Source organism: Mesorhizobium sp. WSM4817 (genome assembly GCF_055811135.1).
This window is the reverse complement of the sequence record NZ_JBVVQQ010000001.1, coordinates 23,579-38,138: the sequence shown is the minus strand read 5'-3', so window position 1 is coordinate 38,138 and position 14,560 is coordinate 23,579. Positions and strand designations below refer to the sequence as shown.

Below are 14,560 nucleotides of genomic sequence, written 5' to 3'. Positions count from 1 at the left end.
CCCCCCCCCCCCCCCCCCCCCCCCCCCCCCCCCCCCCCCCCCCCCCCCCGCGCCCGCCCCGCCGGCCCGCCCCCCGCCCCCCCCCCCCCCCCCCCCCCCCCCCCCCCCCCCCGGCGCTCCCCCACCCCGCTCACGAACTTTGCTTCGCAAAGATCGTTTGCCGACCCTCCCCACGAGGGGTCCACGAGGGGGAGGGTGAGGCGCTAATGCCTGAAATGCCTGACGCCAGTAAACACCATGGCGATGCCGTGGGCGTCGGCGGCGGCGATGACATCGTCGTCGCGCATCGAGCCGCCCGGCTGGATGACGGCGGTGGCGCCGGCTTCGATCGCCGACAGCAGCCCGTCGGCGAACGGGAAAAAGGCATCCGAGGCGACGACAGAATTCTTGGTCAGCGGCTCGGCCAGGCCGGCTGCCTCGGCCGCGTCGAGCGCCTTGCGCGCGGCGATGCGCGAGGAATCGACGCGGCTCATCTGGCCTGCGCCGATGCCGACGGTGGCACCGTCTCTGACATAGACGATGGCGTTCGACTTGACGTGCTTTGCGACGCGGAAAGCGAATTTGAGATCGGCCATTTCGGCCGGCGTCGGCGCGCGCCGGGTCACGACTTTCAGGTCGAGGTCGTCGACCACCGCATTGTCGCGGCCCTGGACGAGCAACCCGCCGGAAACGGATTTCACAGTGGAGCCGGCGGCGCGCGGATCGGGCAAGCCGCCGGTGACCAGCAAGCGCAGATTCTTCTTGGCGGCGACGATGCGGATTGCTTCGTCCGAGGCGCCCGGCGCGATGATGACCTCGGTGAAGGTTTTGACGATCTCTTCGGCTGCCTCGGCATCGAGGGTGCGGTTCATCGCGACAATGCCGCCAAAGGCCGAGACCGGATCGCAGGCAAGCGCTTTGGCATAGGCCGCCTTCAGCGAAGCGCCCTCGGCGACGCCGCATGGGTTGGCGTGCTTGATGATGGCGACGGTGGCGGAGCGGGCCGGATCGAACTCGCCGACCAGTTCGAAGGCGGCGTCGGTGTCGTTGATGTTGTTGTAGGAAAGCTGCTTGCCCTGAAGCTGGCGCGCCGTCGCGACGCCCGGTCGCTTGTCGCCATCGACGTAGAAGCCGGCGCTCTGGTGCGGGTTCTCGCCGTAGCGCATCACCTGGTCGAGCCTGCCGCCGAAGGCGCGCCAGGTGGGATGCTCGATCTCCAGCGCTTCGGCGAACCAGCCGGAAATCGCCGCATCATAGGTCGCGGTGCGGGCGAAGGCCTTGGCCGCCAGCTTCTTGCGGAAATCCAGCGAGAGCGAGCCGAAATTCATCTCCAGCGCGTTGAGCACCGAGGCATAGTCCTCGGGATCGGTGACAATGGCGACGTAAGCGTGGTTCTTGGCCGAAGCGCGGATCATCGCCGGGCCGCCTATGTCGATGTTCTCGACGATCGAGGCGTAAGCGGCGCCGGAGCGGCGGACATCCTCGAAAGGGTAGAGATTGGAGACGACGAGATCGATTGGCTCGATGCCATGATCGCGCATCGCCGCGGCGTGTTCGGGATCGTCGCGCACGCCAAGCAACGCGCCGTGCACGGACGGATGCAGGGTCTTGACGCGGCCGTCCATGATCTCGGGAAAGCCGGTGAGTTCGGAGACGTCGCGTACAGCCAAGCCTGCCTCGGCGATCGCCTTTGCCGTGCCGCCGGTGGAGACCAGCTCGACGCCGGCCGCGGCCAGCGCCCTGGCGAAATCGATGAGCCCGGTCTTGTCGAAAACGGAAAGCAGCGCGCGGCGAACGGGAACGAGGTCGGGCGCGGGAATGTTCTTGGCGGCGACGGCCATGGGCTGGCGGCCTTTCACGGCTGGTTGGGACAGTGTCCGCGCGCCGTAGCACATGAGGCCTGGAAATCAAACTGCGGGACTAACCGCAGTCTCAGCTTTTTGCCGGATGACCGGCGATGGCCGTCCGTGTCAGTTGCCAATGGACTTCGGAAATCTCTGACGCCTTGAAGGCCAGCACGATCTGCCGGCTGCGGCGCGGGCCGCCAAGACCGGCGAAATAAATGGATTCTTCGACCTCGGGCGTCACCTCGGTGCAGGTGAACACCCATGTGTCGGCTTCATCGGCGGTCAGCACCAGACGGTCGTGCTCGTCCTTGAGCAGGCCTATGTCGGGATGGATGTGGAAGCGCACGGTGACGAAATCGCGGCCGTTGTTGCGGATCGCAGCATTGCCCGGCCGCAGATGGCGATCCCTGCCGGCGAGCACATTGCCGTTCGTCGACAATTTCAGTTCGCGCTCATGCAGCAAGCCGAAACGCGCGACATAGCCGTCATGGCGAGCCAGAAAACCCTGGATGCCTTGCTGATCAGTGCGCTTGCAAGGCACATGCTGTGGGCCGCCGATCAGCGGCGTGCCGAGCAGATCGTTGACGCGCAGCGAGTGGCTGAAACGAGCCGACGAGGTGTCGTTGATGGTGGCTGTCGAATGGGCGGCCGTGGCGCGGGCAAGCGGCCGGAATTCGGCGGCGCCATAGGTGTCCACGCCGGCGTTGACGACATAGTGGCGGCGGCCGGAAGACAGCTCAAAGGAAAGGCATCCGGCGTGCGCCGCGTTGGAAACATCGATGGACGGTGGCGGGCCGGTATCGGCGATCACGGTGACGCCGCCCATGGAGAGGCGCTCGTAGCCCGAATGCGGTGCGTGCAGCAACGGCGCGCCGGCGGTGTCGTCGTGGCGCAGAATGGTGGCGATGCGGTTGTGGATGGTCGCGCCCATGCCGTTGAAGCGGGCGAGGCTGCCGTCCTGGTGGCGAAAGAAACGCAGCGCCGGCAGCATGCGATCGATGGCGCCCATCAGCGCCGCCGGCGGCGTTTCGGCCTGATTGGCATAGGTCTGGCGCAGCGGCAGAAGGTCGGCGAGGATTTCAAGCACGGCCATCGGATTGCGGGAAATATGGCCGCCATCCGGCAGAATCTGACGGTCGAGTTCCTCGGCGAGGTTGCGGGTCGCGCCGCGCAGCGCCGACGCCGGCGCCGGTAGCGACAGAGCGGCAAAGGCAAGCGCGATGCGGGCGCGCAGCCTGTCTTTGCCGTCCGGCATCTCGCGTGCCATCGCCCTGAGATAGCGGATCTGCATGGCCAGCGATTTCAGGAAGGCCCGGTAGAAGGGAAATTCAGCACCCTGCAGCACCACCGAGGAATGCTGCAGCCAGGCAATGACGCGCTTGGCCGTCGTGCCGGGCTCCCAGGCGACACCGGAAATATTGCTGCCATGAATGGCGATCCAGTCGGAGACCAGCGCGCGGGCATTGGCGGCGGCAAGCTCGGTACCGGCGGCGCGCATATGGCGCAGCCAGCGAAAGCCGTGCAGGGCCTTTTGCCAGCCGGGATTGGCCACGGCGATCTGGAAGGGCGACTTGCCGCCGGTTTCGACCAGATGTCCCGACAGCGGATAGCGGCCATAATAAATCTCGAGCGCGATCTGCCGGTCGGCCAGGCGCAGGTCCGGCGGCGCGATCAACACGCGTTCCGGTGTGCGGCCGGAGTAGCGCCAGCGATGGATCGGCCCGCCACGCAGGCGCCGGCGCGTCTTGCGCCAAAACTCCTTCGCGACAAGCGTCCATAGACGCGTCGTGCTGCCGGCAGCGATCGCCAAAAGCCCTCCTCGTAGCGCCCAATCCGAAGACAAGCTTATGTGATTCAAGAACTTATGCGAAGGCGAATTCCACGGAGGCCTTGGAATTCAGCCTGTTTTCCGCAGGATTCTTCCTAAAACAGTCTTCAAACTTTCAGCGTTGGCCGGGTCTGCGCATGCGGGCGGCGAAGAAGCCATCCAGGCCGGACCGTTCCGGTGAGCCGAGCTCCAGATCTGCGGGCGTGGTGCGCAGCGTGCCCTGCGGCGTCAGGAACGGATCAATGCCGGCGATCTCGCCCGGGCGGAGCGGATCGTCGACAATGTCAGCCGTCCCGGCGAGGAAGGCGCGGTGAAGCGCCTCGCCTTCGAGCGGGTCGAGCGAGCAGTTGGAAAAGACGATGCGCCCGCCAGGCTTGACCAGGCTGACGGCGCGGGCGAGCAGGCTGCGTTGCAGATTGGCGAGCTTTTCGATGTCGGCCGCCGTCTTCGTCCACGGCACGTCGGGATGCCGCCGCACCGTGCCGGTCGAGGAGCAGGGCGCGTCGAGGAGGACGGCGTCGAACAGTTGTTCCGGCTCGTATTTGAGCAGATCGGCCTGGACAACCTCTGCGGACAAACCGAGCCGTTCGAGATTTTGCGAGAGCCGCGCCAACCGGTTCTTCGAGGAATCGATCGCGGTGACCGTGGCGCCGCCGAGAATGAGCTGAGCGGTCTTGCCGCCGGGGGCGGCGCAGAGATCGGCGACGCGCAAACCCCTCACGTCGCCGAAAAGCCGGGCCGGAAGGCTGGCGGCGGCATCCTGGACCCACCAGGCGCCGTCTTCAAAGCCGGGCAGTTCAGTGACCGAGGCGCTGAGTTTCTCCACGCGCACAGTGCCGGTCGGCAGCACGATGCCGCCGAGCCGCTCGGCCCACAGCGCAGGATCGGTCTTGACCGTGAAGTCGACCGGCGCCTCGTACCTGTGGGCGGCGAGGATTTGCCTGGCTTTCTCAGTGCCATAGGCGGCTTTCAGCCGGTCGGAAAACCATTTCGGCGCTTCGTCGGTGGCGGCAAGCGCTGCAGCCAGTTCGGCCTGCTTGGATCGCGCCAGCGTGCGCAGCACGCCATTGACGAGACCGGAGAAGCGCACCGTGCGCGGATCGGACTTGGCGTGGGTCACGGCAAGGTCGACTGCGGCGCTGTCGGGAATATCGAGGAACAGGATCTGCGCCGCTGCTACATGCAGAATATGCGAAAGCGCGGTGGCGTTGGGTGGCAGCGGCTTTTCCAGGCGGCGGGCCAGCAACCCTGATATGGTCATGCGGAAGCGAAGCGCAGTGACCAGTATGGCGCGCACCAGCGCCCGGTCACGCAGATCGAGCGCCTTGTATTGCGGATGGCCGTTCTCGTGGTCGGTCAGCCCGTCCAGCGGCGTCCTCGCATCGATGACGGCGGCCAGCAATCGTGCCGCGGCCTTGCGCGCGGCCAGGCCCGCAACAGGTTCGCCGGGGCTCGCTGCATTGTTTTCATGATCGCCTGAAATTCGGTGCCGGCGTTTCGCTTCGCTCACGACCACGGACCCTTGGGTCTGGTCGGATTGCGGCCCCAGGGATTGGACTTCGGCCTGGCCGGTTCAGCCGGCTGCTCAGCTTTCTCCCACGGGCCCGATGGCCGCTGTTCGTCTGCCTGCCGCGGCATCGGCGTTTGCGGCCGCGCGGAGGCGGATGCGCCACCGGCCATGTCCTGCGCCATCGCCTGCAGGGCGGCGATGCGGTTGTCGGTACTCGGGTGGGTCGAAAACAGGCTGTCCATGCGCTCGCCGGAAAGAGGATTGATGATGAAGAGGTGGGCAGTTGCCGGATTGCGCTCGGCATCCGGGTTGCGGATGCGTTCGGCGCCGCGAGCGATCTTGTCAAGGGCCGAGGCAAGCCAGAGCGGCTGTCCACAGATCTCGGCGCCGCGCCGGTCGGCCTCGTATTCGCGGGTGCGGCTGACCGCCATCTGCACGATCATCGCGGCAAAGGGCGCCACGATCATCGCCACCAGCACACCGATAATGCCAAGGGAATTGTTGTTGTCGCGGTTGCCGCCGAAAAAGAAGGCGAAATTGCCGAGCATCGAGATCGCGCCGGCAAGCGTGGCGACGATCGTCATGGTCAGCGTGTCGCGGTGCTGCACGTGGGCGAGCTCGTGCGCCATCACCGCCGCGACTTCCTCGTGCGATAGTTGCTGCAACAGTCCGGTGGTGGCGGCGACCGCGGCATTCTGCGGGTTGCGGCCGGTGGCGAAAGCGTTGGGCTGCGGGTTGTCGATCAGATAGGTTTTCGGCATCGGCAGGCCGGCCTGTCTGGCGAGGCTCTGCACGATGGCGTAATATTCCGGGGCGTTCCTTTCGTCGACCTCGACGGCGCGATTCATCGACAGCACCATCTTGTCGGCGTTCCAATAGCTGAACAGGTTCATCGCGGCGGCAATCAGCAAGGCGATCACCATGCCGCCCGATCCGCCGATCAGATAGCCGACGCCCATGAACAGCGCGGTCATCGCTGCCAAAAGCATGGCGGTGCGAAGTGTGTTCATTGTCTGCTCCGTTTCTGCCGGCCTTTCGGAAAAAGGGTCGATCCTTGTCGGCTCATCGCTATATGATGGGAAACGTGTGGCCCTGTTTCAATTGGGGCCGGTTTCAATCGCCGGGAATATCGCATGATCGACGAAGCCAATATATCAGGCGAAACCAGCAATGCAGACGCCGGCCCCGGTCACGACGTGCCGCAAAGGACGCTGACACCGGCAGCCCGCCGCGCTTTGGCGGAAGCGGAAGCACGGCGCGAACACTATCGCCAGCAGGAAGCCGCGATGCCCCGGGAACTCGGCGGCCGTGGCGGCAGGGAACCCGGCCGCTATGGCGATTGGGAAGTGAAGGGCCTGACCAGCGATTTCTAAGGGCCAGCGATTTCTAAGGGTATGTCGATATTCAGGTGATGCCGGCCTGCGAACAGCGGATTCCTGCGCTTCTCACGGACCTGCAAGTCCGCTCCGTTCCGGTTCTCGGAACCCACCTAGTCTGGTCGCTTCGCGCCCGTCTTCGACTCCGGCTCGGCCTGACCTCATCTCAACATACCCTAAGCCGCAGCGCGCTCCGCGCCGAGGACAATCCAGCCGCGGTCGTCGACGGTGACGCCGATCCCCTCATAACCGGCGATCGCAGCATGCCGCGTTTGCAACGGATGCTGGTGCGTGGCGCTGATCACCACGACGGTGGCTCCCGCGGCCTCGGCCGCCGCTATCCCGGCGGGCGCATCTTCGAAAACGAGGCAGTCGCGCGCGTCGACGCCCAGCCGCTCGGCCGCCAGCCGGAAGCAATCCGGCGCCGGCTTGCCGCGGGAAACGTCCTCGGCCGCGACAAGGGTGGCGGGAAGCGGGATGCCGGCGGCCGCGATGCGCAGCAGAGCCAGCTCGCGCGGCGCCGAAGTGACGATTGCCCAGCGCTCGGGTGGCAGCGACGCCAGAAACGCCGCGGCGCCGGCGATTGGAAGGATGCCGTCGATATCGGCCACCTCGGCCTGCAGAAGCGCATCGGCTTCACGCATCGGGTCAACGCCTGGAAGCGCCAGCCGAGCGATGGTCTCGATCGCCCGCACGCCGTGGATCGTTGGCAGGAATGCGGCAACGTCGAGATCTTGCCGGCGTGCCCAATCTGCCCAGACCCTTTCTGCCGCGGCAATCGAATTGACCACCGTGCCGTCCATATCGAACAGCAAGGCTGCGAATTTTCTGCCTGCGAACATCTGCTATCCCAAGTTGTTTCGGAAGGAACCAAAGCCTGTCGATCGACCGTAACGTCGCACCGGCGGCATGGGAAGGCACGAGATCGCCTTTTTCGACAGACCAGGGAACCACGGCCGGCCATCTCGCGTTAATCCCATCGTCTTCCACGACACTCACAAGAGGGGAACCGCAATGCTGATTCGGCTCGGCTACGAAATCGCCATCGACTGTGCTGAATCCACCCCGGTGATTTCGCTGCTCGAGATCCACAAGCAGCGCCAGGCCGACATCAAGCGGCAAACGCGCGTGCTGACCTCGCCTTCCGTCCCAACCAGGCTCTATCACGATCTTTATGGCAACACCTGCCGCCGCTTCACCGCGCCTGGCGGAGGCTTTCGCATTCTTTACGACGCCGTCGTCGAGGACAGCGGCGAGACCGACGAGGTCAACACGCTGGCCAGGGAAGTGCCGGTGGCGGAGTTGCCCGACGAGGTGCTGTGTTATCTGCTCGGCAGTCGCTATTGCGAAACCGATCATCTCAGCGATCTGGCCTGGCAGGTTTTCGGGCCTGTTCCATCCGGCTGGGCCCGGGTGCAGGCGATCGTCGACTATGTCCACAACCGTCTGTCGTTCGGCTACGGCTATGCGCGCCCGACCCGCACGGCGGCGCAGGCGCATGAGGAGCGCGTCGGCGTCTGCCGCGACTTCGCTCATCTGGCGATCACGCTCTGCCGCTGCATGAACATCCCAGCCCGCTACGTGAACGGTTATCTCGGCGACATCGGCGTGCCGGTCGACCCGGCACCGATGGATTTTTCGGCGTGGCTGGAAGTGTTCCTCGACGGCAAGTGGTACACGTTCGACCCCCGCCACAACATGCCGAGGATCGGCCGCGTCGTCATCGCGCGCGGCCGCGACGCGACCGACGTGCCGCTGCTGCACAGTTTCGGCCCGCACCGGCTCAGCCTGTTCAAGGTCTGGACCTACGAGCAGGAAAGCAATCTGTTCAACCCGCCTCATCGCGGGGTCGACAGGACGGCCAGCGCGCAGATGCTGACATAGCGGCGCAGCGCGTCCAGCGCGTCCGGCTGTTACGATCATCGGGCTGTCCTACGGATATGATGCGCCTGATCCGCTTCGGCACAGACCCTCTGTGCCGGATCGGGATCGGGCTGTTGTGCTCCACGGCAGACGTCGGGATCATGGTAAGCGCTTGGCAAACGAAACTGCCGCAGCGGCGTGTCATTTACCAGTTGTTTACATTGCCGCATTTCGAAACAAAGCAAAAACAATGGCTTGACGATGAGCCGCTGGCTTTTGCTGCGTTGACGACGCCGTCCGGCCGGAATCCTGCAATGCGGCCTTCACACGGCTTCGAGGTCGTGGCGAATGGAGGCGAAAGCATGCGGCGTTTTGGGGGTCTTGTTCACGCGATCGGCGGCTTTGCCCGAGATCGAAGCGGAAATTTGGCGGTTCTGTTCGGCATGGTCGCGTCGGTGCTGGCGCTTGGCGTTGGCTTTGCCGTCAATGTTTCCCAGCTCTACAACACCAAATCGAGCTTACAGGGCGTGGTCGATGCGGCGGTGACCTCGACGGCACGCGACCTGACCACCGGCGTCATCAACGAGGCCGACGCCAACAAGTCGGTGCAGGCGTTTCTCGATGCCAACAGCCGAGCGGGCATGCTGCAGGCTGATCGGATCGTCCTCGACAAATTGACCATCGACAAAATCGCCAAGACGGTTCAGGCGGAGATCCATGTCGATCTTGGCCTCTATTTTCCAATCTTCGGCATGGGCGACATGAAGCGCATTGCCGCATCGACGACGGCAGTCTATTCGGACAAGACGATCGAAGTGGCGATGATGCTCGACGTCACAGGTTCAATGGCCGGCCAGAAAATAATCGACCTGAGGACGGCCGCAGCGAACGCGGTCGACAGCTTCCTGGGCGGTCAGGACCCCGCCAGCCCCCGAGTGCGAGTCTCCATCGTGCCCTACGCCAATTCGGTGAATGCCGGCGCGCTTGCCGGCAGCAGCGTCTACGTCGAAGCCTCGACCAGCCAGCGCAAGCAGGCGCCCGGCAATGGCGCTATACAGTATGTCTCCGGCTTAACGCGTCCCGACAATTGCGCCACTGAGCGCAAGGGCACCTATCAATATTCGGATGTAGGTCCCGACATCAGCATGATCAATCGCGATTACCTGTTGTCGTTCTTCGCCTGGCCGACCGGCACGGCTGCCTGCCCGGTCGCCGCGTTGAAGCCGCTGACGGCGGACGCCGTGGCGCTCAAGAACGTCATCAAGAACTTTGTCGCATCGGGCGGCACCGCGGGCCATATCGGCGTGCAGTGGACCTGGTACATGCTTTCGGAAAACTGGGGCAGTGTGATGAACGCGTCGCAGCGGCCGGCCAAGGCGGATCCGAAAAAGGTCGCCAAAATCGCGATCCTGATGACCGACGGCGAGTTCAACCTGTCCTATTTCGATGCCAGCACTGTCGGTGAGGTCTACAATGATGCCGGCAAGGAACCGACCCGCACGGCAGCCAAGACGCTCTGTACCGCCATGCGCGACAAGGGCATCGAAATCTTCACCATCGGTTTCGATCTCAACGAGGAGTATGCCCAGGCGACACTGCAGAATTGCGCGAGCCCGGATACCGGCAAGATCAAGCACTTCTATCAGGCCGCGAACGGGACGGAGCTCAACCAGGCTTTCCAGGATATAGCGCGCAACATCGAAAGCCTGGCATTGACCAAATAGAGGGCATTGACCAGGCAGGATCCGGACAAGGAAAAGGCCGCCGCTTCTTTCGAAGCCGGCGGCCTTCCGTGTTTCCGTCCATGGCGCGGCTCATGGCAGCGACGTGACTTAAAGTGCTGGAGCGTCCTTTGCGCATCCAAAGGACGCGCGGCGCTCCAGGCGTCGCCAGCCGCGCATCTCGCGCCTTAACGGGAAGACTGCTTCCCGAAAGTGCAATCCGCTGAGGCCACGTTCTGGAAAACGAAATCACTCGACATCGGATCACCTCCTTTCGATTTGTTGAACACGCCCTCATGATGGGGTGTCGATCTGCAAATGGCAAGGCGCCATCGTGAAAATGCGGTGCGCGTTTGCCGCTAACTGCTTGCGGCTATCCGATCGGACAGGCAATGTCGCTGCCGGACCGCCAGGGGCTGAGCAGGAGGAACGCGGATGGAGGCAGCCGAGAGAGCCGCACGGATCGTTCGAACGGTTATCGAGACGTTGAAGCCGGGTTTCGCGGTCAAGCTGTGGAACGGCGAGCGGATCGGCCCCGCCACCGGCCCCGTGGTCACCATCAACGACCAGGACATCGTCTGGCAGGTGATGCGGCGGCCCAACCTCTCGACGCTGATCGAAATGTGGATTTCCAAGACCATCGACGTGGAAGACGGGTCGCTGTTCGATTTCTACGCTCTGCCTGCGCAGGGCAAGCTCAGGGCGAAGCTCAAGTCGTTGCCCAAGCTCGCGGTCCTGCGCGACCTGCCAGCCGTGCTGTTTTCGCGAAAACAGATGACGGCGCGGACCGACCTTTCCGGGCGCAACCCCTTCGTCAGCGGGTCGAACAGGCAGGCAATCCAGCACCACTACGACATTTCGAACGCCTTCTACCGGCTCTTCCTCGACGAACGCATGGTCTATAGCTGCGGCTATTTCACCGATTTCGCCAATGGCATCGACCAGGCGCAGAAGGACAAGCTCGATCATATCTGCCGCAAGCTGCGGCTGAAGCCCGGCGAAAGGCTGCTCGACATCGGCTGCGGCTGGGGAGCCATGCTCATCCATGCCGCGAAAAATTACGGCGTCGTCGGCCATGGCGTCTCGCTGTCGGAAGCCCAGACCCAGCTCGCCCGCGAGCGCATCCGTGCTGAGGGACTGGAGGATCGCATCACCATCGAGATAAAGTCCTATGCCGAGCTGTCCAGCTCCTTCGACAAGATCTCGTCGATCGGGATGTTCGAGCATCTGGGGCTGGCCAACCACGCCGCCTATTTCTCGACCATTCGTCGCCTGCTCAAGCCGGGCGGCATCTATCTGCATCACGCCATCACCCGGCGCGACAAGGGCAGCATCAAGAAGACCTTGCGCAAGGGCCCGGAATTCAAAGCGCTGATCAAATACATCTTTCCCGGCGGCGAACTCGACACGATCGGCATGACGCTCGGCAATCTCGAAGCGCACGGCTTTCTTGTCTACGATGTCGAGAATTTGCGCGAGCACTACGCCCGCACCTGCCGTCTGTGGGCCGAGCGCCTCCACGCACGCTTCGATGAAGCGATCGCCGAGGTCGGCGAAGCCAAGGCGCGCCTCTGGCTGCTTTATCTCACCGGCTGTTCGATCACCTTCGAACGCGCCTCGGCGCAGATTTTCCAGACCGTCGTCACCAAGCGCGCGCGGGGCCCGAGCGGACTGCCGCCGACGCGGGCGGACCTTTATCGGTAGAGCGGGAGCGAGCCGATCTCATCCGATCGGGTTTCCGCCGAACGTCGACCGGATGTTTCTTATGCCCGCTTGTTCTGCCGGTTGGCGATGAGGTCGTCGACGACCGCCGGGTCGGCCAGCGTCGAGGTATCGCCGAGCGCGGCAAAATCGTCCTCGGCGATCTTGCGCAGGATGCGACGCATAATCTTGCCCGAGCGGGTTTTCGGCAGGCCCGGAGCGAACTGAATCTTGTCGGGCGTGGCGATGGCGCCGATGTCCTTGCGGACGTGGGCGACAAGTTCCTTGCGCAACTCCTCGTTCGGCTTCTCGCCAGCCATCAATGTGACGTAGCAGTAGATGCCCTGGCCCTTGATGTCATGGGGGTAGCCGACGACGGCGGCTTCGGAGACTTTCTCGTGCGAAACCAGCGCGGATTCGACCTCGGCCGTGCCCATGCGGTGGCCGGAGACGTTGATGACGTCGTCGACGCGGCCGGTGATCCAGTAGTAGCCGTCGGCGTCGCGGCGGCAGCCGTCGCCGGTAAAATACTTGCCCTTGTAAGTCGAAAAATAGGTCTGCACGAAACGCTCGTGATCGCCATAGACGGTACGCATCTGGCCCGGCCACGAATCGGCGATGCAGAGATTGCCGCTGGCAACGCCTTCCAGCACCTTGCCGTCGCCGTCGACCAGTTGCGGCTTAACGCCGAAGAACGGCTGCGTCGCGGAACCTGCCTTGAGCGGGGTGGCGCCGGGCAGCGGCGTGATCAGGATGCCGCCGGTCTCGGTCTGCCACCAGGTGTCGACAATCGGCACCTTGCCGTTGCCGACGACATCGAAATACCACTCCCAGGCTTCCGGGTTGATCGGCTCGCCGACCGTGCCGAGCACGCGCAGCGATTTGCGCGAGGTTTTGGTGACATGGGCGTCGCCGGCACCCATCAGCGCGCGCAAAGCCGTCGGCGCGGTGTAGAAGATGTTGACCTTGTGCTTGTCGATGACCTCCCAGAAGCGGGATTGCGACGGATAGTTCGGCACGCCTTCGAACATCAGCGTGGTGGCGCCGTTGGCGAGCGGCCCGTAGACGATATAGCTGTGGCCGGTGACCCAGCCGACATCGGCGGTGCACCAGTAGATGTCGCCGTCGTGGTAGTCGAAGACATATTGGTGGGTCATCGAGACATAGACGAGATAGCCGGCGGTGGTGTGCAGCACGCCCTTCGGCTTGCCCGTCGAGCCCGATGTGTAAAGGATGAACAGCGGGTCCTCTGCCTTCATCTTCTCCGGCTTGCATTCCGCCTCAACTGTCGCGATCTCGTCATGGTACCAGACGTCGCGCCCCGCAGCCCAACCAACCTTGGCGCCGGTGCGGCGCACGACCACGACCTTGTTGACCATCACGAAGTTCTTCGCGGCGATGTCGATCGCCTTGTCCGTGTTCTCCTTCAAGGGAATGGACTTGCCGCCGCGCAGGCCTTCATCGGCGGTGATGACGAAAGTCGATTCGCAGTCGACGATGCGGCCGGCCAGCGCGTCCGGCGAAAAGCCGCCAAAGACCACCGAATGGATGGCGCCGATCCGCGTGCAGGCGAGCATCGCATAGGCGGCTTCCGGGATCATCGGCATGTAGATGGTGACGCGGTCGCCTTTCCTAACGCCGTGCTTCTTCATCACATTGGCGAGCCGGCAGACATGTCTGTAGAGCTCGTTATAGGTGATCTTCCTGTCGTCGTAGGGATTGTCGCCTTCCCAGATGATGGCGGTCTGGTCGCCACGCTTCTTCAGATGCCGATCAATGCAGTTCCACGAAACATTGGTCTCGCCATCCTCGAACCATTTGATCGAGACCTTGCCGTCGAAGGAGGTGTTCTTGACCTTGCTGTAGGGCTTGAACCAGTCGATGCGCTTGCCGTGTTTGCCCCAGAACTTGTCCGGGTTCTTCACGCTGTCGGCGTACCATTTCAAATAGGTGTCATTATCGATCAGCGCATTCTTCTTCCACGCCGGCTGGACGCGATGGACATGAACCTCGGACATATCTTTGCCTTCCTCCCGAAACCAGGCCGCCCGGCTTGCTCGCCGAGCGGCATCGCGGCGAAGCGGCCGCGAATTCGCGCGCATTATTAACAGTTCCGCGGTGACGGCAACATTAGACGTTGGATTCGCGCGGCGGGATGCCGCAGAGGTCGTTTTCGCCACTATCAGCACTCGACCACGATCGCTGCTAACTGCATGTTTTTGTGTCGTAAATCCGGCCTTTAACTACGAAATATCAATAGACGATTAAGCAAATAGCGCGCACAATTTCAAATTGGGAGGAAAGGAGAATCAACCAGGGGACCGCGATGCGCGACCATTCCGAAATGGACCTGATGCTCAAGGGCTACGGCTTGACCACGGCCAAGATCCTTTATCATTTTCCCGATCACCCGCATCTGCTGCAGAGCTTCATCTGGCAGGACTACGACATCGCTCCGAAATTTCCGGTGCTGATCCGGTTCATCGAATTCTGGCAGACCAAGCTCGATGGTCCGCTGCATTCGGTGAGCTATACGCACCAGAAGCTGATCGCGCCCAATGAGTGGCGGAAGCTCGATGGCGAGTTCGTGCTGCATTAGTGTAACGGCGCAGGATGTCAGCTTGCAGTTGTATGGCTGTTGAGATCCGCGTTTTACGGCGCCCCCCTCTGTCCTGCCCTCTTTGCCAAAACTTGGCATTTCCCCCACAAGGGGGGAGATCGGATGTTGCAGCGGC

The 14,560-nt window shown here is 63.4% G+C and carries 11 protein-coding genes; 5 read left to right on the top strand and 6 right to left on the bottom strand.

The window, feature by feature from the left end; translation table 11 throughout:
- Positions 1-203: 203 nt before the first annotated feature.
- The 4 genes from purH to htpX all read right to left on the bottom strand — a co-directional run bounded on the left by purH (position 204) and on the right by htpX (position 6,174).
- On the bottom strand, positions 204-1,820 hold the full coding sequence (gene purH, locus AC0L2K_RS00160) for a bifunctional phosphoribosylaminoimidazolecarboxamide formyltransferase/IMP cyclohydrolase (protein ID WP_473530293.1): 1,617 nt from the start codon (positions 1,818-1,820) through the stop codon (positions 204-206).
- Between the two features lie 91 nt (positions 1,821-1,911).
- Positions 1,912-3,636 carry a heparinase II/III family protein gene (locus AC0L2K_RS00155; protein WP_473530292.1) on the bottom strand — a complete coding sequence of 575 codons (1,725 nt, stop codon included), beginning with the start codon at positions 3,634-3,636 and terminating at the stop codon, positions 1,912-1,914.
- A gap of 133 nt (positions 3,637-3,769) precedes the next feature.
- The gene (locus AC0L2K_RS00150; protein ID WP_473530291.1) at positions 3,770-5,170 is read right to left on the bottom strand and encodes an RsmB/NOP family class I SAM-dependent RNA methyltransferase; all 1,401 of its coding nucleotides are present in this window, start codon (positions 5,168-5,170) and stop codon (positions 3,770-3,772) included.
- Entirely contained in the window at positions 5,161-6,174 is a 1,014-nt protein-coding gene (gene htpX / locus AC0L2K_RS00145; protein ID WP_287171787.1) for a zinc metalloprotease HtpX, read from the bottom strand. The genes AC0L2K_RS00150 and htpX overlap by 10 nt, the downstream gene beginning before the upstream one ends.
- A 123-nt stretch (positions 6,175-6,297) precedes the next feature.
- Between htpX and AC0L2K_RS00140 the strand changes: the two genes are divergently transcribed.
- Positions 6,298-6,537 carry a DUF1674 domain-containing protein gene (locus AC0L2K_RS00140; RefSeq protein WP_287063409.1) on the top strand — a complete coding sequence of 80 codons (240 nt, stop codon included), beginning with the start codon at positions 6,298-6,300 and terminating at the stop codon, positions 6,535-6,537.
- Between the two features lie 179 nt (positions 6,538-6,716).
- Here the strand turns inward: AC0L2K_RS00140 and AC0L2K_RS00135 are convergent, their stop codons facing one another.
- The gene (locus AC0L2K_RS00135) at positions 6,717-7,382 is read right to left on the bottom strand and encodes an HAD-IA family hydrolase (protein WP_287171786.1); all 666 of its coding nucleotides are present in this window, start codon (positions 7,380-7,382) and stop codon (positions 6,717-6,719) included.
- Between the two features lie 172 nt (positions 7,383-7,554).
- On the opposite strand from AC0L2K_RS00135, the gene AC0L2K_RS00130 reads away from it, so the two are divergent.
- The 3 genes from AC0L2K_RS00130 to AC0L2K_RS00120 all read left to right on the top strand — a co-directional run bounded on the left by AC0L2K_RS00130 (position 7,555) and on the right by AC0L2K_RS00120 (position 11,828).
- Complete coding sequence (locus AC0L2K_RS00130) at positions 7,555-8,424, top strand: transglutaminase-like domain-containing protein (protein WP_023800101.1); 870 nt, start codon at positions 7,555-7,557, stop codon at positions 8,422-8,424.
- 341 nt (positions 8,425-8,765) lie between these two features.
- On the top strand, positions 8,766-10,127 hold the full coding sequence (locus tag AC0L2K_RS00125; RefSeq protein ID WP_473530290.1) for a pilus assembly protein TadG-related protein: 1,362 nt from the start codon (positions 8,766-8,768) through the stop codon (positions 10,125-10,127).
- Between the two features lie 432 nt (positions 10,128-10,559).
- Positions 10,560-11,828: a class I SAM-dependent methyltransferase gene (locus tag AC0L2K_RS00120; protein ID WP_473530289.1), complete on the top strand. Its 1,269-nt coding sequence runs from the start codon at positions 10,560-10,562 to the stop codon at positions 11,826-11,828.
- Between the two features lie 59 nt (positions 11,829-11,887).
- Here the strand turns inward: AC0L2K_RS00120 and acs are convergent, their stop codons facing one another.
- The gene (acs, locus tag AC0L2K_RS00115) at positions 11,888-13,843 is read right to left on the bottom strand and encodes an acetate--CoA ligase (RefSeq protein ID WP_287171785.1); all 1,956 of its coding nucleotides are present in this window, start codon (positions 13,841-13,843) and stop codon (positions 11,888-11,890) included.
- A 308-nt stretch (positions 13,844-14,151) separates the two neighbouring features.
- Here acs and AC0L2K_RS00110 point away from each other — a divergent pair, with 308 nt between their 5' ends.
- Positions 14,152-14,424 carry an usg protein gene (locus AC0L2K_RS00110; RefSeq protein ID WP_027154578.1) on the top strand — a complete coding sequence of 91 codons (273 nt, stop codon included), beginning with the start codon at positions 14,152-14,154 and terminating at the stop codon, positions 14,422-14,424.
- Positions 14,425-14,560: the final 136 nt, after the last annotated feature.

What these genes read in the sequence shown, in the direction of transcription:
- purH (WP_473530293.1), bottom strand. Translation starts at nt 1,820, where the DNA reads ATGGCCGTCGCCGCCAAGAACATTCCCGCGCCCGACCTCGTTCCCGTT.
- htpX (WP_287171787.1), bottom strand. Translation starts at nt 6,174, where the DNA reads ATGAACACACTTCGCACCGCCATGCTTTTGGCAGCGATGACCGCGCTG.
- AC0L2K_RS00140 (WP_287063409.1), top strand. Translation starts at nt 6,298, where the DNA reads ATGATCGACGAAGCCAATATATCAGGCGAAACCAGCAATGCAGACGCC.
- AC0L2K_RS00135 (WP_287171786.1), bottom strand. Translation starts at nt 7,382, where the DNA reads ATGTTCGCAGGCAGAAAATTCGCAGCCTTGCTGTTCGATATGGACGGC.
- AC0L2K_RS00130 (WP_023800101.1), top strand. Translation starts at nt 7,555, where the DNA reads ATGCTGATTCGGCTCGGCTACGAAATCGCCATCGACTGTGCTGAATCC.
- AC0L2K_RS00125 (WP_473530290.1), top strand. Translation starts at nt 8,766, where the DNA reads ATGCGGCGTTTTGGGGGTCTTGTTCACGCGATCGGCGGCTTTGCCCGA.
- AC0L2K_RS00120 (WP_473530289.1), top strand. Translation starts at nt 10,560, where the DNA reads ATGGAGGCAGCCGAGAGAGCCGCACGGATCGTTCGAACGGTTATCGAG.
- acs (WP_287171785.1), bottom strand. Translation starts at nt 13,843, where the DNA reads ATGTCCGAGGTTCATGTCCATCGCGTCCAGCCGGCGTGGAAGAAGAAT.
- AC0L2K_RS00110 (WP_027154578.1), top strand. Translation starts at nt 14,152, where the DNA reads ATGCGCGACCATTCCGAAATGGACCTGATGCTCAAGGGCTACGGCTTG.